This window comes from Roseibium sp. Sym1, assembly GCF_027359675.1.
In the GTDB taxonomy this organism is placed as follows: domain Bacteria; phylum Pseudomonadota; class Alphaproteobacteria; order Rhizobiales; family Stappiaceae; genus Roseibium.
This window is the reverse complement of the sequence record NZ_CP114786.1, coordinates 446,263-468,290: the sequence shown is the minus strand read 5'-3', so window position 1 is coordinate 468,290 and position 22,028 is coordinate 446,263. Positions and strand designations below refer to the sequence as shown.

Here is a 22,028-nt window from a genome sequence, read left to right as displayed (position 1 = left end):
ATTTCCCGGTTCAGGACGAAAGTTGCACGCTGGCGCGCATGCCGTTCCCGGCCGGCTTCAGCGTGAAGCTTCCTCCAAGCGCATTGACCCGCTCGCGGATGCCGAGCAAACCGTAGCCGTCGCTGGCAGGAATATCTTCCCGCGCACTGCCGTCATCACATACCGTCAGGTGTATTTCCCTTGCCGCCTCCAGGCGGATGGTCACGGTCGTCGGAGAGCCGTGCCGGATCGCATTTGTCAGGCACTCCTGCGCGATACGATAAAGACTGAGTGCGAGGTCGTCGGATATCGCATCGAGATCGCCGGAAAACTCGAGCCTGAACCGCACATTCGGCAAACGGCCGCGCCAACCGGCGACCAGGCGCTGAAGCGCGGCCTCGAGGCCGAGTTCGTCGAGGTCGGGCGGCCGCAGCCGGGAGAGTTCGCTGCGCAGGCTCTGCATCATCTGGCCGGAGATCTCGGCAATCCGGGACCCGTCCTGGGCGGTGGTTTCACCCGACTGCGCCACGGCCGTAGCCAGGGCTCGGGTTGCGGTCAGGCATTGGCCGAACTCGTCGTGAAGTTCGCGCGCAAGTGCACGGCGTTCGCCTTCCTGAACCGTGAACAGGCGACGGGTCAGATCGGTCTGGGTATCGCGGGCCTCCCGCAACGTGTTCGCGGTCTCATTGATCGCAAGGCTCAACCGGTCGAATTCGGTGACGTGCTGGCTGGGTTGAGGCGTCGAAAAATCGCCGCTTTGCAGCCTTTCGATCCCCTGCAGGATGGTTCGAAACGGGGACAGCAGGCGGGCAACCAGAAGGCCGGTCAACAGCGCACCGCCGATTGCCATGCCGAGGGCCAGCCGCATCAGGTCTCCGGTCCGGTCCCAGGCCCGCGCGACGATGACCTTCGGATCGGCATAGGCGGTGACCCGGGCATTACTTGCGTAACGCGTCCGCACCGGCTGCGAGACAGGTGCGGGTACGAGACCGATATGGTCCGCGAGCTGCCGGAACCACTGCGGCGGTGCCGTCTTGGCGGCGACATACGAGCCGCAGCGACGGTGATCGGGGCGACCCTCAGCACCGAACTCAACACAAATTCCAGGTGCGATCAGCGTCCATCGGGGAAAGCCCTGCCAGTCGAGAAAGGCCGGCACCGGGGCGACACCGCCAAAGGCGAGGCCCATGAAGTCGGGGCGTGCCGCGATTGCCTGTGCGACACGCTCGGCGGTTTCGCGCGCGTCCCCCCGGGCGGCATCCGCCGTCGCCCACAGGACCCATGCGGCCCCCAGGAGAACCGTCACCAGTCCCGCGGCGAGCACGCGCAGCACCAGCTGAGGCAGGAGCCCGCGCATCAGTCTGACTGCGTCAGGCCGGCGCGCTGTGCCTTGAGCACCAGATCGGCGTCGCCGGTAGCGTCCAGCTTGGTCCGGACCAGAGACAGGTTGTTTTGTATCGTCTTGGCCGAGAGACCCAGGCTCTTTGCAATCGCTCTCCCGCTCATTCCGCGTACCAGATGCTGCAAAATTTCCAGTTCGCGCCTTGTCAATGAAGCGATATCGCCATTCCCGAGCGACGTTTGAGCGACTTCCTGCGCCACATCGGCCGACAAGGCGCGGCGTCCGGACATGACTTTCGCGATCGCGCTCACGAGCTCTTCGGGCGGACTGCTTTTGGAAACGAATCCCATTGCGCCCGCGGCCATGGCTTTTTGCGCAAAGATGGCGCCCTGATGCATCGACACGACAATGATCCGTGCATGGGGAGCCCGTGCCAGAATGGCCTCGACCGCTGCCAGTCCACCGGTTCCGGGCATGGACAGATCCATCAGGACGATGTCGGGTGCATGGGCGACAAAAGCCGCCAGGGCCGCCTCTCCATCGCTAGCCTCGGCAACCACCGAGAGGGCCGGCTGCCGTTCGAGCAGACGAAGATATCCCTCCCGCACGATCGGGTGGTCATCGGCCAGGAGAATGCGGATCGCTTCCATCCGGCCATCATACCGCGCGCCCACCGACCCGCTCAATGCATCCTTTATGGGGTAGAAACAGGTCCGGGGCCGGCTCTCACTGGCCGCGCGCTTGATTCATTTGCAGGCGTTCTGCCCGGTTGCTGCCGAAACGGACCATGCCGATGATCGTCTTCTTCCTGCCTGTCCTGGTCTTCATCGTCACGAGCCCGGCGATCATGCAGGTGTTCGAAAAGCCCGGTGGACCGTGACGGCTCGTAGCAACCCGGTCCGCATGACGCTGGACGCCGGGCTTACAGCCCGGCGTTTGGCGCTTCGGGGGAGGAGTGTTGGCGAGTGGCGATGCGCCCGCTTCGCGTCCCGGTTTCGGTCGTTCGTACGCTTCCGACCTGATCTGCAAAGTTGCCGTTCGCGGCACGCCGGTCGAATGACTTAGAAGGGCGGAAAGCGGGATTTCGCTGCGGTTCAAACGAATGACTGAGAGGGAGCCGAGAAAAGACTGGCGGGTTTGAGCAACATTTTCCAAGCAGCGGGCATCGGCACTAATCTCGCAATTCATGGAATTCATGATCGTTTCTACCATTGCTAAAGGCCCGATATTTCTGAATATTTGCAGTCCAGGTAACCGATAGCAGGTAAATAACAAAGAATTCATGTGCGCATAGTGGACAGCTTGGCGCCAACGGGCCGTATCGACGAGCGAAGATTGCCTAATGTTCCTCCAGCCGTGGTCATTGCACCAAGTGTCCTGACTTGAAAATCGGATCACAGCCTTTCGCATTCCAAATATGACTACTCGGATGCCAATGGAGAATTGGGAATAGGCTTGTTTTGAGTTTTGATGGGCTCCCTGCGTATTTGCATTGGAGCCCATCTGAGTTTTGTTTGCTCCTGCCTGAAACGCCTCGTATGTCGCTTAAACTAACCGGCGGTCTCCTGGGCGCGTTTGTTGACAAACCGTCGCTTGATCAACGGACCGACAATCACCGCGACCGTTAGCGCGACCAGGATCAGGCTGGTCGTGTTGGAGAAAAGCACCAGCCAGTCGCCGCGCCCGATGCGCAGGGCAAGCCTCAGGTTTTCTTCGGCGAAGCCGCCAAGGATCAGGCCGAGCACAACCGGCGGAAGCGGAAACTTGAGCTTGTCCATGACCCAGCCGATCGCTCCGAAACCGAGCATCAGGTAGACATCGAACATGCGCCCGTGGATCGAATAGACCCCGATCAGCATCAAGACGATGATGACCGATCCCAGAAGAGGCCGTGGCAGGTTCAAAAGGCGTGCGAAGCTGTTGGTCGCGAGCGAGCCGCCGAGCAGGATCAATAGGATCGCGCCGAACAGAAACTGCCACATGAAACCGAATACGACGTCCGGATTGTCACGGAAAAGCATCGGCCCCGGCTGAAGGCCGTGCACAAGCAGACCACCGAGCATGACGGCGGCTACGGCCGTGCCTGGAATGCCGAGCGTGAGTGCCGGTATGAGGGCGGAAGCCGTATCGGCATTGTTGGCGGTCTCCGAGGCGGCAACGCCTTCTGGTTCGCCGTTGCCCCAGGTGTCTGGGGTCTTGGATGCCCGGCGCGCTTCGTTGTAGGACATGAAAGCTGCCATCGAGCCACCAGCGCCCGGCAGGATGCCGATCCAGATCCCGATGATCGACGAACGGATCCAGGTCTTCCAGAAACGGAACATGCGCGGCAGGGTCCGCCAGATCGGCTCCGTGCCAAGCTTCGAGCTGTTGACACCGTCCGTCTTGAGCGGCGTTTCCAGGAGATCGATCACGGGCGGCAGGGCATAGAGGCCAACCAGCAGGATGACGATATTGATGCCGTCGAGCAGTTCCAGCTGGCCGAAGGTGAAACGGTCGCTGCCGTAGATCGGATCGGATCCGACGACCGAGACAAAGACGCCGAAACAGGCGCTGATCAGCCCCTTGACCGGGTTGCCCCCCAACAGGAAGATGATGCTGGCGAGACCGAACACGGCCACCCAGAACACTTCGGACGGGCCAAACAGCAGCGTGACCTTCGAAAGTGGCGGAGCAAGCAGCATGAGTGCAAACGCGCTGGCAATGCCACCGATCGCCGACGAGACCACAGCCACCTGAAGGGCAAAGCCACCTTCCCCCTTCTGCGCCATCGGATAGCCGTCAAAGGTCGTGGCGACGGCAGCCGGCGTGCCGGGGATACGCAGCAGCACCGCCGGAATGGCGCCGCCATACATGGCTCCGTTATAGATACCCGCCATCAGCCCGAGGGCGACCAGGGGCTCCAGCCCGAAGGTGAAGGGCACGAGGACGGAGATGGCCATCGTGGCGCTGAGGCCCGGCATGGCGCCGACGACGATGCCGGCGATCACGCCGATCACGACGGCAGCGAAATTGGTGAGCCCGACAACCTCGGGAAGAGCATTGAGCAGATCGGAATACATCTGGGTCACTCCTTCCAGAGGAGGCCGGTCGGAAAGTCCTGGGACATTCCGAAATCGAAGATCAGCCAGATGGTTCCGACAACGATCACGGTAGCGACGGCAAGACCGAGCGGGTTGCGATAGCCGAAGAGCCAGGCAACAAGCGGGATGCTTGCGGCTGTACTCGGATAGAAACCGAGCAGATCGGTGGCCAGTGCATAACCGAGGATCAGACCGAAGGCCCCGATGACACGCTTCGGCGACCTGGTCATGGACACGGCGTCTTCACCTGCCGACGCCTTGCGCTGGTCGGCAATGAGAAGAAGAACCGAAAGAACGATGAGCCCGCCCAGCATCACGGCCGGAAGCAGCGCGGATATCGGCCGCAGCGTGGTGGTCGGGGCGAGAAACGCCGCAGCGGCCACGATGATCCCGAGAGCGGTCAGTGTTTCGGGCCGGAGAAGGCGCGGAGTGTGATGGTCAGACATTGCATTGGCTTCATCTGAGAGAAGGGAATCGCGCGGGGAGCCTGCCCCGCGCGATACGTATCAGTTCCAGGGGGTCGTGTCCCAGACCTGCTGCGCCAGGGCGTGAAGGTCCTTGGTCAGCGCCTTGAAGTCGTCCCCGGTCACGACTTCGACCGGATTGGCGGTCTCCTTCATGGCCTTGAGAAACTCCGGGTCCTGGGAAAGCTGTTCGAAAGCGGCCAGCAGCTTGGCCTGCACGTCTTCCGGAAGGCCGGCCGGGGCGATGAACCCGCGCATGGAGCCGTTCACCAGGTCGAGGCCCTGCTCCTTGAAGGTCGGCAGGTCCGGAGCAAAGTCCGACCGCTCCAGCGTGGCGACACCGAGAACATTCAGCTCTTCCTGGAATTCCGCCACTTCCGAAATGTTCAGGATGCCCATGGCGACATGACCACCCATGAGAGCGGTTCGTGCCGGGGCGGAGCCCTTGAACGGTACGATCGTGAATTCGGTCTCGGTCAGGCCCTGAAGCTTGATCAGGGCAAAATGGTCGTCGCCGCCCAGGCTCGACATGCCGACCGTGATGGCACCCGGATTGGCCTTGGCTTCTTCGATCAGCTTGTCGAGCGTGTCGAGGCCGCTGCTCTTCGACGTGACGATCACGTTGGGATCATTCACGACATTCGCCAGATAGGTGAAGCTGTCGGCATCATAATCCGCTTCGCGGTCGATGGTGCGGGCCATCATGCCTGGCAGGTTGAACGTTCCGAGCGTATAGCCGTCCGGGTCGGCATTTGCCGCTTCCGTGACGCCGATCTGGCCACTTGCACCGGGCATGTTCTTGACCACGATGCTGGCGCCGTCGCCCAGGTATTTCTCGATGAAGGGTGCCGTGGTACGTGCCATCACGTCCGTGCCGCCACCCGCGGAATACCCGACAATCACCTCGATGGGCTTTTCAGGGTATTCGGCCATGGCCGCGCCCGCAGCCATGATCATGGCACCGGCAAGTGCGGAAGTCTTCAGGTAATCAAACATAATGTCTCCTCCCTATGTTGAGACGGTTCAGAGTTATGGAAATTCGCAGCCACGTTCCTTGAGGGCTGCATCAACCCAACTGCGGTCATTCGTGCCTTCCTCGATCGCCGTCATCTGGCGTGTCTCGGCATCCTGTTTCGCAAGGGTTTTTCGGAGAATGTCTTCAGCGCCGCCAAGCGGAACCGACAGAACGCCATCGGCATCGCCGATGACAATGTCGCCGGGCTCGATCACCATTCCGTCCAGGCTGATCGCGACATTGATCTCGCCGGGGCCGTCCTTGTAGGGGCCGCGGTGGGTGACACCGGCGGCGAAGGTCGGAAGGTTGGTCCTGACGAAGGCGTCGACATCCCGGATCGCGCCGTTCAACACGAACCCCGCAACACCGCGCTTGACGGCATAGGCGAGCATCAGCTCCCCCATGAGCGCATTGGTCAGATCTCCGCCGGCATCGACGACGATCACGTCGCCCGGCTCGGCCATGTCGATCGCCTTGTGCAGCATCAGGTTGTCACCCGGTCTGCTCCGGACGGTCAGCGCAACCCCGGCCAGGCCGCCGGATGCATGCATCGGCCGCAATCTCGGTCCGGCCGCGCAAAGGCGCGCCATGCTGTCGGAAACATTGGCCACGGGAAGCCTTGCGAACTCCGCAACGAGCTCCGCGGAAGCGGCCTGTTTTCGGGTGCAGACACGAAAGCCCACGGACATGTTCATTCTCCTGCTCTGGCGTAAACGGCTCCGGCCTCGGCCAGGAGCGCGCGGTTGGCGATGCGCTCGCTGGCCACCTGCCGGCCTTCGAGCACCTGGAAGATGCCGCGAACCGCTTCCACACCGACGCGCGCGCCGGCCTCGCGGGTGACGCCGCCGATGTGAGGGGTCAGGACAATCCGCGGATCGGTGAAGAACGGATGGTTCTCACGCGGCGGTTCCACGGCAAAGGTATCAAGTCCCGCACCTGCAAGATGTCCGGATTGTATTGCGGCCAGCAATGCGTCTTCGTCGATCAGGCCGCCGCGTGCGGTATTGATCACGTAACTGCCTTTTGGCATGCGCGCGATTGCGTTCGCGCTCACAATCTGCCTGGTCTGGTCGGTCAGAGGACAGTGAAGGCTGAGAACATCCACGTTTTCCAGCAATTCCTCCAGGCTGGCGCAGTGTTTTGCGCCAAGCGCCTCGAAAACGGACTTGTCGGCAAAGGGATCATGTCCAAGCAGCTCAAGACCGAGCCCCCTGGCGATACGGCCCGTTGCCCGGGCGATGGACCCCATACCGAGCAACCCGAGGCGGGCGCCCGATAGCTCGCGTCCCAGGAACCCTGCCTTGTCCCAGCGGCCCGCGCGAAGGCCCGCGTCAAGCGGCAGGATCCGTTTCACGGTTGCCAGCATGAGAGCGATGGCATGTTCGGCGACGGAAACGGCATTCGCTCCGGTTGCGACCAGCACCGGAATGCCGCGGCTCGCCGCCGCATGGAGGTCGATATTGTCGACGCCGACACCATGCTTTGAAATGACACGAAGTTTCGGCGCCTTTTCCATGACTTCGGCATCGAGCCTGCCCATGCGGGAGACCACCCCTTCCGCCCCGGTTTCGATCAGGAACCGCGAGATGACGGCGCTGTCTGCATAGGCGGGCGTATGGACTGTGTCATAGCCATGTTCCTTCACCAGTGCGGCTGCACTGGGGTCGAGATCCGGTCCGGTCACAAGGATTGTCTTGCTCATGCGTGCGTCTCATTGGACTCTCCGCGGGCGGAAAGTGATGGTGCTTCGATTTTGGATAGATGACCGTGTCCGCCTCCCAGCTAGCACGGCTGAATTCCTCCGGCACACTAGGTAAGGGAAAGCTTGACTTAACAAAAGCGAATTAATCTGGTTATTAGATTAAGAAAAACTGGATAAAGTGATGGACACCCGCCAACTCAAGACGCTGGTCGCGATTGCGACCCATGGTACTTTCGCCAAGGCGGCGGAGATTGTGAACCTGACGCCGTCCGCGGTCAGTCAGCAGATCCAGGCGCTGGAGCAGGAGCTGAACATCAACCTGTTCGAGCGGTCTTCCCGACCGCCAAAGCTGACGTCCGGGGGACTGCAGGTTCTTGAAATGGCACAGGAAATGCTGCGACTGGAAGAAGATACAAGGGCAAGCCTGCGCGGAGACAGGCTGGCCGGTACGCTGATGCTGGGATCGGTGCGTTCAAGTGCCCTCAATCTTCTGCCCAAGGCAATCGTTCAGATGCGCCAAAAATATCCGGACCTTAAAACCAATCTCAGAGTTTCCTTGTCCTCGACCCTGATTGCGGATGTGGCATCCGGCCGACTGGATGCGGCGGTGGTGGCGGAACATGTCGGCATTCCGCCGGTTCTGCGCTGGAGCCCCTTTCTTCGCGAGCCGCTCTGGCTGATCGCGCCCCACGGCACGAAAGCAAGTGATCCGGCTGACTTGCTCGCCGGCTATCCGTTCATCCGGTTCCGGAGTGCCGTGCCCCTTGCCAATCTTATCGACACCGAGATCTCCCGGATGGGGATCGCAACCAGCGACGTTGCCGAAATAGACACCATCGGCTCGATCGTGACCTGCGTCCGGCAAGGTATGGGAATATCCGTTGTGCCGCATGTCGCTCTTCAGGAGCCGGATGACCAGAAGCTCGTGAAACTGCCCTTCGGTAAACCGCAAGTGACGCGGCAGATCGGTATCGTCGAGCGTATCGTGTCGCCGAGGGCGGAAATCATCGCCCGAATTCACGAAGTCCTTGCCGACTTGTGTGCCCCGCACGGGGTACATCGAATTGAGGACGAGTCTTGATAACTATTGGAAAGACTTTGGATGTTTTTGAGCGGCAAGTTTCAGGTGAATTCATTTAAAGTTTGAACGACCGGTATGGGCGCGCGAAGCCGCCTTTGATTGAGACCACGGCCAACGGCAACTTTGGGCCGAGAGGGGACTGTCCGCTGTGGGTCATTGAGGCGCGATAGTCGTCGAAGCGAATGGTTGCCGCGGCTAACCTATCGGGGTCGCGCGCAATATGTCCTAAGACGCGATGACGACTAATGTGAATAATACCATTCAATCGCGTGTAGTGCACCGCGCGGTAAAACTTTCTTGTCGGTGGCCAGAGACTCGGAAAGTGCGTTAGGGGAGCTTGCTGTGAGCGACGAGCCAGAAGGAAAGCAGGTCAATTTCACCTTAAATACGACCCAGGAGTATCTGGACGACCGCAGCCTGAGCTTGGACGAAATCAAGAAGGTGACTCTCACACTCGCCCGAATATTCGGGCTCAACTATCCGCGCTTTTTCCCTCACGATATCAAAACATCCGACATCGATCGGATGCTGAATGTAGCCGGCATCTTGGAGCCTGTTGAGGGATTTGCCGGGTTTAAACGACACATTCTCGGGTACAGCAAGGAGTCATTCGACAATCATCTCTTCACCGCAAAGACGGCTCTGTGGCTTGCGAAGCAGGACCAGGAGATCGAGTTTGAGCCAGAGATTGAGGGTCAACCGTCGAAGCCTGACCTAAAATGCACCACGACTGAAGGAGAAGCGGTTTACGTCGAATGCAAATGCATCATGACCGACAAATATTTCGACCTCGATCCTAAGCAGGAGTTGGCAGATCTGATTTACGAAAAACTTCCGACTTGTGACCAATTGAATTTTTACCTGCTGCACGAGAACTCGGCGGAGAAGGTGCGGCAGCTGATTCCCGACAAGAACTTCGCGACCCTGATTTTTGCAGCCGGTATGAAAGGCGACGAGACGGACGTCACGGTCGAGGGCGAGTTCAACGTCAGGGTCATCCGGCAACCGCCGATCATTGGTGGAGAAGATGATTTCCTGACTGTGACGATGGGGGGCTGGCTAGAGGATGTCCATACGGGCGTGCGCTTGCCTGGCTTTACATTCATGCGCGGCGGTCGGGCGATCGCCATCCATGGTCCCCCGCCGAGCTACCGCAAGATCTTCGAAAAGAACCGCCGTCGCAGCCGCAAACAGTCAGCGCCGGGTTTTCCGTTCATCACTTTTATCCACGACGACGACATTCTGGGCGACCCCGCCGATCATGATCGCTATTTGAAAGATGTTTGGCTGACCAAGGAATACCCGGAGTTCACCGGCGTCGCCCTTCTGGGATTTTATGATCTAGCGGGCCAGGGCGAACGGGCGCAGTTCCGTTTTCTGCCAAATCCGGAAGCAGCTTATCCTTTGCCAGCAGGGTTCTTCAACGAGCAGGAAACCGACTTTAAGGAATGGGAAGTCAAACGATAGTGTGGCTTAATGCCAGCCTCCGGAGAGAGGCGAGATCTGCGATGGCAAATTGAACTGGTAGGTCACCTCAAAGTCGACAGGATTGGAGGCGCGAAGCGGGCATTTCGTCAACGCCTTGCGAACGGCGGCTCCGGGCCGTTTGTGTCCACCAGGCACGCACCAAGATCAGGATCGGCATCCTGCGCCGCCGCAAGTCTGCTCCGAGCCCAAAATGCCGGTTGCTGAGACACCGCAGCCTACGCTTACTCGTGCGTCTTTCCGTCAGCACTTGTACCCGCAAGGCGGTCGATGAACTCCCTTACCACGAGGTTGGGGACAGTTGTTCGATGCCAAATTGCGTAGACCGGCAAATCGGGTATTCGATGATCCGTCAGACAAGCAACCAGTTCACCCGATGTAAGTTTGCTCTCGACAAAATGTGTCGGTGGGGAAGACAGGCCCGCTCCGTAAATGGTCAGATCGACCATGGCTTCGATGCTGTTTACGGTGAGGTTTCCAGCTTGCTCGATCTGGATTTTCGTTCCGTTTGGTGCGTAAAGTGTTCGCTGGTTTTCCATGCTGGCAAATCTGATCCACGTAACACCACGCAGATCCTCAGGTCCTTCAAACGGGCCGTGTCTTTGAACAAATTCGGGGCTCGCAACCAGAATCCGCGGCATGTCCCATATTAGCTTGCATAGCAGACTGGAATCGCGAAGCTTTCCAATTCGGATAGCGATATCAATTCCTTCAGCAACAAGATCAGTTTCCCGATTATCAAAATGCAGATGCAGATCGACATTGGGGTGATCCAAAACAAATCCTGTGATCCGCCTGGAGATAAAGGAATGAGATAGCGCCGTAGTTAGGGTGACTTTCAAATGACCTGATAATCCTGCCCGCGAAGGCTGCGCGCTGGAAAATCCCGCTTGAGCGGCGTTCAACATGAGCTCGGCGGACTTAAAGAGCTTTTCTCCGCTCGCGGTCAGCGTGAACCGCCGAGTAGACCGGTATAACAGAGGCGTTCCGACAGCTTCTTCCAGTGTACGGATATGGTAGCTGACGGCGGAGGGGGTTATCTTCAAGCGATCAGCCGCTACACGGAACTGACCCGAATGCACGACTTCGGCAAACACCGCAATGGATTTCAAGTGCTCTATCATTATGCAATCCAGTTTAACTATTAGATTAAATACTTCAACTTGTTTGATGTCACCCGTTTGGTTATCTCCCTTTGAATAGGAGAAAGCCAAATGGAACAAACTGCTGCCATGACGCTATTTGCGCTGACGATGTCAATTTCGCCTGGCCCTGTTAACCTCATCACATTGTCGACCGGGTTGAACCACGGTGCGCGCAGCGCCCTTGGCTTCGTATTGGGCGCGACCATCGGATTTACCCTGTTGCTATTACTGATCGGGCTTGGGCTATCGGCAATAGCCACGCGTTTTGGATATGTTATTGATGCGTTAACTATTTTCGGCGCCGGTCTGATAGTATATTTTGGATACAGATTGCTGACCTCCAACGGCAATCTGGACTCGGCAGTACAGTCAAAGCCAAACTTCTGGCAAGGTGCTGCGCTACAATGGCTTAATCCCAAAGCTTGGGGCGCATGCGTTGCAGCTGTTGGCCTGTTCGAGCTCGACCAAAGCCGCCTTGCACTCTACTTTTTCGTTTGCCTCTATTGCATCATATGTTTCTTCGGTATCGGTAGTTGGGCGGTGTTTGGCAGCCAAGTGGAAGGGTTTTTTGGAACCCCCAAGCGCCGAGCATTGCTGAACAAAACACTTGGAGCAATCCTTGTGATCTTGGCATTCTTTCTGTTGTATCAGCAGTTCTTTAAAGCGGTCGGCCTTTAATCTGAGGCAAGGAGAAAGGCGAACCACTGCCGCGATCTATGGATGTTTCGCTGCGTTTCACGAAAAGCTGTGTTTGCTAGGTTTTTCGCGAAACGCGTCAGGTGATCGTCAAACGGCAGTAAAGTCCGCATTGCCGGCATCTGGCGGACAATCGTCTTCGCAGATGCAACGAATGACGGCTTTGGCGGGCTGCACCGCGGCGGTATATCAGAAGATGAATGACCGGTTTGGGCCGGAATCGACAGCGTGTCCAAGGCTGGCGAATGTCAGCTAAGCCCAGTCGCGAAGCGCAGAAGCCGGCTGTTTCCTCCCGGCTCCCTTTCCAGACCAAATTCAAACCGCAAAAAGCTTGGCTATCTGCGCGCACCGCACAACAAAACCTGAAGATCGGCGCATCTCCCGGCGCGGACATTCACAAGGAGCAACAGCCAACATGCCTGCACGCCCGCCCACACCGGTGAGCACGTCGCACCATCGCGGCAACGTCTCTTTTTCGGAAAACGGCGATTACCCGCGGCGTTTTTCGATCATGGCGCGCAGGTAGTCGATATTGGCCTTGGCCTGCTGCGGGTCGAGTTCCGCCTGGGCCACCTGGATGGCTTCGTCGTATTTGCCCTGGATGCCGAGCACAAGCGCCAGGTTCTGGCGCACGCGGCTGTCCGCGCCCGGCAGGCTGGCCGCCTTGCGCAGGGTGTATTCGGCGTCGGGCAACTCGTTGGAGAGCAGATAGGACAGGCCCAGGTTGTTCAGCAGGCTCGGATCGTTGGGGGCAATCTTGAGCGCCTGCTTGTAGAGGCTGCGCGCCCTCGCATGATTGCCGTTCTGGTCGTAGATGGCGGCTTCCGCGGACATCAGCTTCCAGTCCGGCGTGTCGGGCCGCTGTGCGCGCTGCAGCACGTTGAGCGCCTCGTCGAAGCGGCCGTTCATGGCCAGGACCTTGCCATAGGCCGAGGCGATTTCCCGGTCCTGCGGATGGGCGATCACACCGGCACGCAGAACGGCCATGGCCTGCGGCATCTGGCCGTTCTGGGTCAGGGCATTGCCGTAGGACAGGATCGCGGTGCGGTCCTTGCGGTTCTGCTCATAGGCCTTGGACCACCTGGAGACCTGCGCGATGGCCTGGGACGATCCGGGCGTGGTGTAGCCGGTAGACGGTGAGTGGGTTCCGGTGTTCGACCTGTTCGAGGCGCAGCCTGCGACAAGGACAAGCGCCGTCATGGCCATCAGCGTCGAGGCAAGTCTGGCGCGACGGAAAGCGGTTCGGGCTCTGGGCGCTTGCATTTTCAACATCCTTGTTGTCCGCAGCCTGTCAGGGCGAGGGCGTTCTGCCGTCGGGACTCGCTCTGGTTTCCCCTAGAGAAATAGATAATTAACCCTAATGCTTGGTTAAGCCGGCTTGCGATTTGCGAGAACCGGTCCGCTTATGCAGCGCGCTGTTGCGCTGCCGCCCGTGTCGGCTTACCTGTTTGAAACCGATCCCTTTCCAACGGAGTTCCCCCGTGCGCGACTGCCTCGTCCGAACAAGCGATGTTTCCAACCCGACACCCGTGATTGCCGTCACCGAAACGACCCTGCCCGGTGTTCTGGACGGGCTCGGCGGGGCCGCACGGGACTGGAGCACCCTCAACGACTTCACCGGCAAGGCGACGACGTTTCTTGTCGTGCCGGCGGCAAAGGGCAGCGGCGCGGCGGTGCTCTTCGGCGTCGAGGAGACAGGCCTGCCGCATCCGCTGGCCCTGGGAGGCCTCGTCGCCGCGCTGCCGGCGGGCGACTATCACCTTGCCGACGGCTTCCCCGACCCGGAACAGGCCGCGCTCGGCTTCGCGCTGTCGTCCTACGTGTTCGACCGCTACCGCAAGAACGGCGGCAAGACCCGGCGGCTGGCGCTGGCGGATGATGTCGATCTGGACCGGCTGGCGATCATCCTCGACGGTGTGAAACTGGCCCGGGACCTCATCAACACCCCGGCCAACGACCTTGGTCCGGGAGAACTCTCCCAGGCGGCTTCGACCCTGTTCAAGCACCATGGCGGCACCGGCCGGATCGTCATCGGCGAGGATCTGCTGGAACAGAATTTCCCGATGGTCCACGCAGTCGGCCGCGCCAGCTCGCGCGCGCCGCGCCTGGCCGATTTCTGCTGGGGGGCGGAAGACGCACCGAAGATCACGCTGGTCGGCAAGGGTGTCATCTTTGACACCGGCGGCCTCAACCTGAAGCCGGGCTCGTCCATGACCCTGATGAAAAAGGACATGGGCGGGGCAGCCAACGTTCTCGGCCTGGCCTCAATGATCATGGCGGCAAAGCTGCCGGTGCGCCTGCGCGTGATCATTCCATGTGTTGAAAACGCGGTCTCCGGCGATGCCTTCCGCCCCGGCGACATTCTTGCGAGCCGCAAGGGGCTCAGCGTCGAGATCGGCAACACCGATGCCGAGGGCCGGCTGGTCCTTGCCGACGCGCTGGCGCTGGCCGACGAGGAAAGCCCCGAGCTGCTGATCGACATGGCGACGCTCACCGGGGCGGCAAGGGTGGCGCTCGGTCCCGATCTGCCGCCCTATTACACCGATGACGAGGGGCTGGCCGAGGATATTGCGGTCATGGCCGAAGCGGCGGCGGACCCGCTTTGGCGCCTGCCGCTCTGGCAGCCCTACATGAAATATCTCGACAGCAAGGTCGCCGACATCAACCATATCAACACGGCAGGCGCCGGATTTGCCGGGTCGGTCACCGCGGCCCTGTTCCTGTCCCGCTTTGTCGACAAGGCGGAGAGCTGGGTGCATTTCGACATTTTCGGCTGGACGCCGATGGAAAAGCCCGGAAAGCCGATGGGCGGCGAGGCCCAGGGCATCCGCTGCCTGTTCGACCTGATCTCGGACCGCTACGCGGGCGCACAATAACGGCTCCGAAACGTTTTTGTGGTTCGATGACCATGGTACTGGATGGGAAACCGCTGATTCATGGCTGTCGAACTGCGCGCCTCGCAGGCGCTGAAACTGATGCATGAGGTCAATCTGGCGCTGGTTCGCGACAGCGAACAGGACCTGTCCGCGCGCCAGTTGAGCATCCTCATGACGGTCTACCTGGAACCGCCGCCCCATACGGTGCGCGGACTTGCGGCCAAGCTGAACGTCACCAAGCCCGCGATCACGCGGGCACTGGACACGCTCGGCGGCATGCGCCTGCTGTCGCGCAAGCGTGACGAGGCCGACAAGCGCAACGTGATCATCACGCGCACGGTTGAAGGTGCGCTTTACCTGGAGCAGCTTGGGGATCTCGTGGTCGAAAAGGCCATGGAGTTGCCTCGCTGACCAATCTCGGTTCCGGATCTGTTTTTGAATGACCCAGACATTTGACCGCCGCCGCCATCCTGTGCGTGCCGACCTGGCTGCAAGCGACTACGAGGGCCACGCGGACGCCGCCCGTTTCGTCGAGGGCGAAGTCTTCCAGGTGACTGCCGACCGGCTGGCAATCCGCCCCGAACCGCGCCCGGACCGGTCGATCGACACGGAAGCGCTCTGCGGTGAATGGGTGACCGTCTATGAACAGACGCCGGAAGGCTGGGCCTGGGGGCAGCTCGACACCGACGGCTATGTCGGCTGGCTGTCCTCCGACGGTCTCGGGTCCATCAAGGCCGCCACGCATCGGGTGCGGGCGCTTCGGACCTACCGCTACCCGGGTCCGGATCTGAAATTCCCGCCGCTCGGCCTGCTCTCCATGGGGGCCCAGGTAACGGTGACCGGAGAAGCCGAAACGCGCGGCCTGACCTACGCCCTCTTGAGCGATGGCTCGGCCGTGGTGGCAAAGCATCTGGTGCCGGTCGAGCATCGTGTCGAGGACTGGGTGGCTGTGGCCGAGGAGTTCCTGGGCACGCCCTATCTGTGGGGCGGACGCACCAGTCTTGGCCTTGATTGCTCGGCGCTCATTCAGCTTGCCGCCCAGGCCGGCGGCATCGATATTCCGCGCGACAGCGACATGCAGGAAGCCGAAGCTGGCGAGGAGATCCCTCACGATGATCCAGCGTCCTTTGCGCGCGGCGACCTCGTCTTTTGGAAAGGTCACGTCGGCATTGTCACCGGCCCGAACATGCTGTTGCATGCCAACGGTCACACCATGACGGTTGCCTATGAGCCGCTGGACCAGGCGATCGACCGGATCGCGGCGACGGAGTGGGGCGCGGTCACGAAGGCCCGGCGGTTGACATAAAGCACCCAGCTTTATCGGGATTGCCACACTTGAAGCGTCATCCCGAGACGGTCCTTGCGGACCTCCTCAGGATGACGCTGTATTGAATAGCAAACACGGCAGATAGAGCGATCAGCCCTTTGGCGTCAGCGCCAGCTGCGGTTCGCCGCCGCCGTCCTCGACCGATCCCTGCACGTCGCCGAGTTCCAGATCCTCGATCTTGCGGCTGCGCCTGGAGATCTTGTCGGTCGAGATCAGGATCTGGTCGATGTCCTTGTTGGCCTGGGTGAAATGCGACTGCAGCTTGCCGACCCGGTCGTTCAGGCGGCTGACATCGCTGATCAGGTGACCGACCTCGGCCTGGATCAGGTGGGCCTGCTCGCGCATCTTGGCATCCCGCAGCACCGACTGGATCACCTGGATCGACAGCATCAGCAGCGACGGTGACACGATCACCACGCGGGCGCGGTGGGACTTCTGCACCAGGTCCTCGAAATTCTCGTTCAGCTCCGCGAAGATGCTTTCCGACGGCACGAACAGGAAGGCGGTGTCCTGGGTCTCGCCGGGCAGGAGATATTTCTCGCCGATATCCTGGATGTGCTTGGTGAAGTCGCGGCGGAACTGGGCCTGGGCGTATTTCAGCTGGTCGTCGCTCTCCGCGTTGCGCAGGAGATTGTAGGCTTCCAGCGGGAACTTGGCATCGATCGCCAGCGACGGCGCGCCGTTGGGCATGTGGATCAGGCAGTCCGGGCGGCTGTTGTTGGACAGCGTCGCCTGGAAGGAATAGGTGCTCGGCGCCATCTGGTCCTGGATGATCGCTTCCATGCGCCCCTGGCCGAAGGCGCCGCGGGTCTGCTTGTTGGAGAGGATCGCCTGTAACTGGCCGACCTGGCCGGAGAGATCGGTGATCGTGCGCTGCGCCCGGTCGATGACGGCGAGACGCTCATGCAGGTGCCGGAGCCCGTCCTGGGTGCGTTTGCTGGTATCCGCCATGGAGGAGTTCAGCTTGTGGCCCATGCCGTCGAGGCGCTCGTTGACGGCGCGCATCATGTCCGACTGGCGCGAGCCGAACACCTCGGCCATGGTCTGCATGCGCCCGGTCATCTCGCCCTGGCTCTTCAGAAGCTGCGACAGGTGGCTTTCCAGTTCGTGGATGCGTTCCGCCGACGCAGTGTCGGCTTCGCTGCGCAGGCGAATCTCGCGCATGGTCTTCAGGACCAGCCAGACAATCAGCGCCAGCAGGAACAGGCCGCCGGCAATGGCCGTTTCCAGAACCGTCACGGGGCGGCCGCCAAACTCAAACAGGATCTCGTTCATGAAACAAACATAGAACGATTCGGTGCGCACGCCCATGCGGCCACAGTCAGAAGCACGTTGAAAAGCCGCCTGGAACGGGAGAATTCCGCGTTGACCGCCGCCGCGCGATTGCCTATGTGAGACGCATGACAAAACGTTCGATCATCACCATTCCCGACCCGGTCCTGCGCGAGACCTGCGCGCCGATCGAGGCCGTCAACGACGACATCCGCGCCCTGGCCGACGACATGCTGGAAACCATGTATGACGCGCCCGGCATCGGATTGGCCGCCAGCCAGATCGGCATCCTGAAGCGCATCTTCGTGCTGGATGTCGCCAAGGAGGATGCGCCCAAGGAACCGATGGTGTTCATCAACCCGGAAATCGTCTGGTCGAGCGAGGACGTGTCCGTCTACCAGGAGGGCTGCCTGTCGATCCCCGATTATTTCGAGGATGTCGAGCGCCCGGCGGAAGTGGCGGTGAAATTCCTGAACCGGGAAGGTGCCGAGCAGGAGATCAAGGCCGAGGGTCTTCTGGCGACCTGTGTCCAGCACGAGCTTGACCATCTCAACGGCAAGCTGTTCATTGATTACCTGTCGAAGCTGAAGCGCGACCGGGTGGTCAAGAAATTCACCAAGCAGGCCAAGCTGGCCGGAAAACTCTGACCCGGCGCCTGATCGGTTCAAAAAGGGGGCGGACACCATGGATCAGGCCTTGTTCCTGAAAATCTTCGCCGCGCTCTTTGCGATCATGAGCCCGATCGCCAACCTGCCCGTGTTCCTGTCGCTGACGGCGGACAAGGGCCCCGGTTTCGAGCGCAAGGTCGCCTTCACGCTGCTGATCAGCCTCAGCATCGGCGCTGTCTTCATCGGCCTGACCGGTGATGTCGTCCTGAAGATCTTCGGGATCTCCCTGGACGCGTTCCGCCTGGCGGGCGGGTTCCTGATCCTTCTGATCGCGCTGGACCTGATCCGCGGCCAGAAGACCGAAGCCCATCATGGCCATGCCTCCGAACAGGACAACATGCAATCGCAGGACAATCCGGCGATCTACCCGCTGACCGTGCCGATCCTGCTCGGTCCCGGGTCGATTTCCACGATGATCATCTTCCGGGGCCAGGTCACCGGCGTGGAACAGGAAATCGCCTATGTCGCCGGTGTTGCGGCGGCGATCGCGGTCCTGATCGGCACCTTCTTCGCCGCGCCGTTCCTGTCCCGCTTTATCGGAGAGACCGCCAACAGCGTCATGAGCCGCCTGATGGGCATGATCCTGGCGGCGATCGCCATGGAAATGATGACCGGCAGCCTCAAGGTGCTGATGCCAGGACTGGCCTGACGCGCTATTTCACCCGACACCGTCATCCTGAGGGAGCGCGTCAGCGCTGTCTCGAAGGATGGGCCACTTGTTCTGGTGCAGGCAGCTCCTCCTTCGAGACGGACCTGACGGTCCTCCTCAGGATGACGTTTGAGTTTGTTGACGCGACTTTGGCCAAACAACCGCATTCGTCCCCTTGCAAGCCGCCGCCCGAGACGCAATAAGGGGCCAACTTCCTTGAACCCTTAAGGAGCCTCATGTCTCTTCGTGTCGTCTTCATGGGCACCCCGGATTTTTCGGTGCCGACCCTGATGGAAATCGTCGGCCAGGGCCACGACGTGGTTGCCTGCTATTGCCAGCCGCCGCGGCCGGCTGGGCGCGGCATGGACGTGAAGAAATCACCGGTGCACGAGGCGGCCGAATCCTTCGGCATTCCCGTGTTCACGCCCAAAAGCCTGAAGGGCGAGGACGAGCAGGCCGCCTTCGCGGCGCTCGAAGCGGACGTGGCCGTCGTCGTCGCCTACGGTCTGTTGCTGCCGAAAGCGATCCTGGAGGCGCCGGAATATGGCTGCCTCAACCTGCATGCCTCGATGCTGCCGCGCTGGCGCGGTGCGGCGCCGATCAACCGGGCGATCATGGCCGGCGACACGGAAACCGCCGTCCAGGTGATGCGGATGGAAGAGGGACTCGACACCGGCCCGGTCTGCATGTCCGAAACGCTCGCCATCGGCGTGAACATGACCGCCGGCGAATTGCACGACCAGTTGGCCCCGCTGGGGGCCGACCTGATGGTGCGCGCCCTGGCAGCCCTGTCGCGCGGCGCGCTCGGCGAGCAGGCCCAGGGCGAAGACGGCGTCACCTATGCGGCGAAACTCTCCAAACAGGAAACCCGCATCGATTGGTCGAAACCGGCTGCCGAAGTTCACAATCACATTCGCGGCCTGTCGCCGTTTCCGGGCGCCTGGTGCGAGATGCCGCTTGGCGGCAAGGCGGAACGGGTCAAGATCCTGCGCAGCGCGCTGGCCGAAGGAACGGGCACGCCCGGCACGGTCATTGCCACGGGCGAAGCGCCGGTCGTTGCCTGCGGCGAAGGTGCCGTGCGCCTCGTGGAAGTGCAGCGGGCCGGCAAGAAGCCGATGAGCGGCGCGGACTTCCTGCGCGGCGCGTCGCTTTCTGACGGCACGGTTCTGAATTAGTCTGGAGCGACTGGAGAATTTCATGTCCGTAACCGCCATACCGAACCTGACCGTCCGTGACTTTGCGCCTGCCGACGAAACCACCGTCAGGGATCTTGTGACCGCCGCCTTCTCCTCCGACCGGGAAGCAAAGCTGGTTCACACATTGCGCCATTGCGGCGCACTGGTTCTGGAACAGGTCGCGGTGGACGAGAACGGCCGGATCGTCGGCCATGTCGCCTACAGCCGTGTCACGCCGGCGGCGATCGGCCCCGGACAGGCCATGCAGATCGCCTGCCTGGCCCCCGTCTCCGTCTGGCCGGAGATGCAGCACAAGGGCATTGGCACGACGCTGATCCGCAACTCGCTGGAAAAACTGCAGGAACATGGCGAGGATCTTGTGCTGGTGCTCGGGCCGCCGGCCTATTACCCGCGCTTCGGTTTTGACGCCGAGCTGGCGAAAAAGGTGCAGGGACCTTATGCGGGCGCGGCCTTCATGGCGCTCGCGCTGAACGACGCCTGCGTCCGCGACCTGCCGATCGAGGTCGCTTTTGCCACCCCATTTGAAGACTTCGAATAATGCCGCGCTACAAGCTGACGGTGGAATATGACGGCCGGCCCTTCTGCGGCTGGCAGCGGCAGGCCAACGGCCCGTCGGTCCAGGCCGTGATCGAACGCGCGGTCAAGGCTTTTTCCGGCGAGGAAATCACCATCGGCGGCGCGGGACGGACCGACACGGGCGTGCATGCCACGGGCCAGGTCTGCCACATCGATCTTTCAAAATCCTGGCCTGCGAACACCGTCATGGGCGCGATGAATTTCCACTGCCAGCCGGACCCGGTGGTGATCCTCGACGCGGAAGAAATGCACGAGGGCTTCGACGCCCGCTTTTCCGCGATCCGCCGCTCCTATCGTTACCGCATCCAGAACCGCCTGCCGCCGCTGACCCATCAACGCGGCCTCGCCTGGCATGTGAAGACGGATCTCGACGCCGATGCCATGCACGCGGCTGCCCAGGAATTTGTCGGCCATCACGACTTCACCACCTTCCGCCACACCCGCTGCCAGGCCAAAAGCCCGGAGAAGACCCTCGAGGAATTCCGGGTCTACCGGGACGGCGAATTCGTCATCGCCGAATGTTCCTCGCGCTCCTTCCTGCACAACCAGGTCCGCTCCATGGTCGGTACACTCAGGCTGGTCGGCGAGGGCAAGTGGGGCGAGGGCGACATCACGAAAGCTCTGGCCGCGCGCGACCGCAAGGCCTGCGGCCCGGTCGCGCCCGCCGACGGGCTTTACCTCACCCGCGTCGATTACCGGTCGGCGGAACTGGACATCGAGCTCAAGAAGGACTGGCAGGCGCGCAAGGCGGCGATGGCGGTAGAGGATGACGGCGAAATGTAGCGCGGGCAAGCCCTGCGGTCTGACTCAATTGCGCTTGTTCTCAAACAGCGCGATCAACCGCCCCTTGCGCACCTCGATGAGTTCGAAACCGTTGCCGATCAACAGATTGCAGACCTTCGGCAGGGTGCTTTCCTTGTCGAAACCCCGTTCGTAACCGCAATCGACGGTCACGAAATGCGTTTGCGCGAGCGTGTTTACCGCTCCTTCAAGCGCTTCCGGTTCCGCGCCCTCGGCTTCGATCTTCAGATACTTGATCCGGTCGATGCCGTTGGCTGCGCAATATTCGTCGACAGTTGTCGTCGCAACCCTTGTGACGGAGTTGTAGTCGCCGAATTCGATCAGAGAGGAATCCGCGCTGTCGGACTTTTCGAAGAATTGCAGAACGGTGGTTTCGTTCCAGAGCGCCTTTTTTTCGCAGGCTTTATCCGGATTGTTGACCGCACAGGCCGCGTGTTCTTCTTCGCCCGGCTCGAAAGCCAGGTAGCAAACGTTTTTGCCGGCCAGGCGCAAACCTACGCCGATCTCTCCGACATTGGCACCGCAATCCAGGACGACATCGTTTTCCTGAAGTTCATCAGGATCGATCATGTAATCGTTGAGCAGACCGAACACCCGAGGAGCGATACCGGTCTTGTAAAAGGGCAGCCTGTTCTTGTGAATGATGTCCAGCCGGTTCCCCTGTTGGTCCATGA

At 60.9% G+C, this 22,028-nt stretch carries 23 protein-coding genes; 11 read left to right on the top strand and 12 right to left on the bottom strand.

What is annotated here, in order from left to right; genetic code table 11:
* Nucleotides 1-10: 10 nt before the first annotated feature.
* The 8 genes from O6760_RS02140 to O6760_RS02105 form a co-directional block, all read right to left on the bottom strand.
* A complete protein-coding gene (locus tag O6760_RS02140) occupies nt 11-1,336 on the bottom strand; it encodes a histidine kinase (protein WP_269583842.1) in 1,326 nt (441 codons plus the stop codon).
* Nucleotides 1,336-1,971 (bottom strand): response regulator, encoded by a 636-nt coding sequence (locus O6760_RS02135; protein WP_269583841.1) that lies wholly within the window; start codon nt 1,969-1,971, stop codon nt 1,336-1,338. Before O6760_RS02135 ends, O6760_RS02140 begins: the two co-directional genes overlap by 1 nt.
* 76 nt (nt 1,972-2,047) lie before the next feature.
* Nucleotides 2,048-2,518, bottom strand: coding sequence for a hypothetical protein (locus O6760_RS02130; protein WP_269583840.1), 471 nt, complete (start codon nt 2,516-2,518; stop codon nt 2,048-2,050).
* A gap of 353 nt (nt 2,519-2,871) precedes the next feature.
* Nucleotides 2,872-4,380 carry a tripartite tricarboxylate transporter permease gene (locus O6760_RS02125; protein WP_269583839.1) on the bottom strand — a complete coding sequence of 503 codons (1,509 nt, stop codon included), beginning with the start codon at nt 4,378-4,380 and terminating at the stop codon, nt 2,872-2,874.
* Between the two features lie 5 nt (nt 4,381-4,385).
* The gene (locus O6760_RS02120) at nt 4,386-4,847 is read right to left on the bottom strand and encodes a tripartite tricarboxylate transporter TctB family protein (RefSeq protein ID WP_269583838.1); all 462 of its coding nucleotides are present in this window, start codon (nt 4,845-4,847) and stop codon (nt 4,386-4,388) included.
* A gap of 60 nt (nt 4,848-4,907) precedes the next feature.
* On the bottom strand, nt 4,908-5,861 hold the full coding sequence (locus O6760_RS02115; protein ID WP_269583837.1) for a tripartite tricarboxylate transporter substrate binding protein: 954 nt from the start codon (nt 5,859-5,861) through the stop codon (nt 4,908-4,910).
* A 33-nt stretch (nt 5,862-5,894) separates the two neighbouring features.
* Nucleotides 5,895-6,569 carry an RraA family protein gene (locus O6760_RS02110; protein ID WP_269583836.1) on the bottom strand — a complete coding sequence of 225 codons (675 nt, stop codon included), beginning with the start codon at nt 6,567-6,569 and terminating at the stop codon, nt 5,895-5,897.
* 2 nt (nt 6,570-6,571) lie between these two features.
* Entirely contained in the window at nt 6,572-7,582 is a 1,011-nt protein-coding gene (locus O6760_RS02105; protein ID WP_269583835.1) for a hydroxyacid dehydrogenase, read from the bottom strand.
* Nucleotides 7,583-7,763: 181 nt separating this feature from the next.
* On the opposite strand from O6760_RS02105, the gene O6760_RS02100 reads away from it, so the two are divergent.
* Nucleotides 7,764-8,663 carry a LysR family transcriptional regulator gene (locus O6760_RS02100; RefSeq protein WP_269583834.1) on the top strand — a complete coding sequence of 300 codons (900 nt, stop codon included), beginning with the start codon at nt 7,764-7,766 and terminating at the stop codon, nt 8,661-8,663.
* A 342-nt stretch (nt 8,664-9,005) separates the two neighbouring features.
* Entirely contained in the window at nt 9,006-10,130 is a 1,125-nt protein-coding gene (locus tag O6760_RS02095; protein ID WP_269583833.1) for a hypothetical protein, read from the top strand.
* A 242-nt stretch (nt 10,131-10,372) separates the two neighbouring features.
* On the opposite strand, the gene O6760_RS02090 is transcribed toward O6760_RS02095, so the two are convergent.
* Nucleotides 10,373-11,272, bottom strand: a complete 900-nt coding sequence (locus O6760_RS02090; RefSeq protein ID WP_269583832.1) for a LysR family transcriptional regulator — start codon at nt 11,270-11,272, stop codon at nt 10,373-10,375.
* A gap of 90 nt (nt 11,273-11,362) precedes the next feature.
* On the opposite strand from O6760_RS02090, the gene O6760_RS02085 reads away from it, so the two are divergent.
* A complete protein-coding gene (locus O6760_RS02085) occupies nt 11,363-11,971 on the top strand; it encodes a LysE family translocator (protein ID WP_269583831.1) in 609 nt (202 codons plus the stop codon).
* Nucleotides 11,972-12,478: 507 nt separating this feature from the next.
* Here the strand turns inward: O6760_RS02085 and O6760_RS02080 are convergent.
* Nucleotides 12,479-13,252, bottom strand: a complete 774-nt coding sequence (locus tag O6760_RS02080; protein ID WP_269583830.1) for a tetratricopeptide repeat protein — start codon at nt 13,250-13,252, stop codon at nt 12,479-12,481.
* A gap of 218 nt (nt 13,253-13,470) precedes the next feature.
* On the opposite strand from O6760_RS02080, the gene O6760_RS02075 reads away from it, so the two are divergent.
* Genes O6760_RS02075 through O6760_RS02065 form a run of 3 tightly spaced genes read left to right on the top strand, consistent with a single transcriptional unit; the run spans nt 13,471 to nt 16,171 of the window.
* The gene (locus O6760_RS02075; protein ID WP_269583829.1) at nt 13,471-14,865 is read left to right on the top strand and encodes a leucyl aminopeptidase family protein; all 1,395 of its coding nucleotides are present in this window, start codon (nt 13,471-13,473) and stop codon (nt 14,863-14,865) included.
* Nucleotides 14,866-14,925: 60 nt separating this feature from the next.
* Entirely contained in the window at nt 14,926-15,276 is a 351-nt protein-coding gene (locus O6760_RS02070; protein WP_269583828.1) for a MarR family transcriptional regulator, read from the top strand.
* Nucleotides 15,277-15,304: 28 nt separating this feature from the next.
* A complete protein-coding gene (locus O6760_RS02065; RefSeq protein WP_269583827.1) occupies nt 15,305-16,171 on the top strand; it encodes a C40 family peptidase in 867 nt (288 codons plus the stop codon).
* A gap of 111 nt (nt 16,172-16,282) precedes the next feature.
* On the opposite strand, the gene O6760_RS02060 is transcribed toward O6760_RS02065, so the two are convergent.
* Nucleotides 16,283-17,467, bottom strand: a complete 1,185-nt coding sequence (locus O6760_RS02060) for a DNA recombination protein RmuC (protein ID WP_269583826.1) — start codon at nt 17,465-17,467, stop codon at nt 16,283-16,285.
* Nucleotides 17,468-17,592: 125 nt separating this feature from the next.
* Here O6760_RS02060 and def point away from each other — a divergent pair, with 125 nt between their 5' ends.
* The 5 genes from def to truA all read left to right on the top strand — a co-directional run bounded on the left by def (nt 17,593) and on the right by truA (nt 21,336).
* Nucleotides 17,593-18,111, top strand: coding sequence for a peptide deformylase (gene def / locus O6760_RS02055; protein WP_269583825.1), 519 nt, complete (start codon nt 17,593-17,595; stop codon nt 18,109-18,111).
* Nucleotides 18,112-18,148: 37 nt separating this feature from the next.
* Nucleotides 18,149-18,781 carry a MarC family protein gene (locus O6760_RS02050; RefSeq protein WP_269583824.1) on the top strand — a complete coding sequence of 211 codons (633 nt, stop codon included), beginning with the start codon at nt 18,149-18,151 and terminating at the stop codon, nt 18,779-18,781.
* 236 nt (nt 18,782-19,017) lie between these two features.
* Nucleotides 19,018-19,956 (top strand): methionyl-tRNA formyltransferase, encoded by a 939-nt coding sequence (gene fmt / locus O6760_RS02045; protein ID WP_269583823.1) that lies wholly within the window; start codon nt 19,018-19,020, stop codon nt 19,954-19,956.
* 22 nt (nt 19,957-19,978) lie between these two features.
* Nucleotides 19,979-20,515, top strand: coding sequence for a GNAT family N-acetyltransferase (locus O6760_RS02040; protein WP_269583822.1), 537 nt, complete (start codon nt 19,979-19,981; stop codon nt 20,513-20,515).
* On the top strand, nt 20,515-21,336 hold the full coding sequence (gene truA, locus O6760_RS02035) for a tRNA pseudouridine(38-40) synthase TruA (RefSeq protein WP_269583821.1): 822 nt from the start codon (nt 20,515-20,517) through the stop codon (nt 21,334-21,336). The genes O6760_RS02040 and truA overlap by 1 nt, the downstream gene beginning before the upstream one ends.
* Nucleotides 21,337-21,360: 24 nt before the next feature.
* On the opposite strand, the gene O6760_RS02030 is transcribed toward truA, so the two are convergent.
* Nucleotides 21,361-22,026 (bottom strand): FkbM family methyltransferase, encoded by a 666-nt coding sequence (locus tag O6760_RS02030; RefSeq protein WP_269583820.1) that lies wholly within the window; start codon nt 22,024-22,026, stop codon nt 21,361-21,363.
* Nucleotides 22,027-22,028 lie beyond the last annotated feature (2 nt).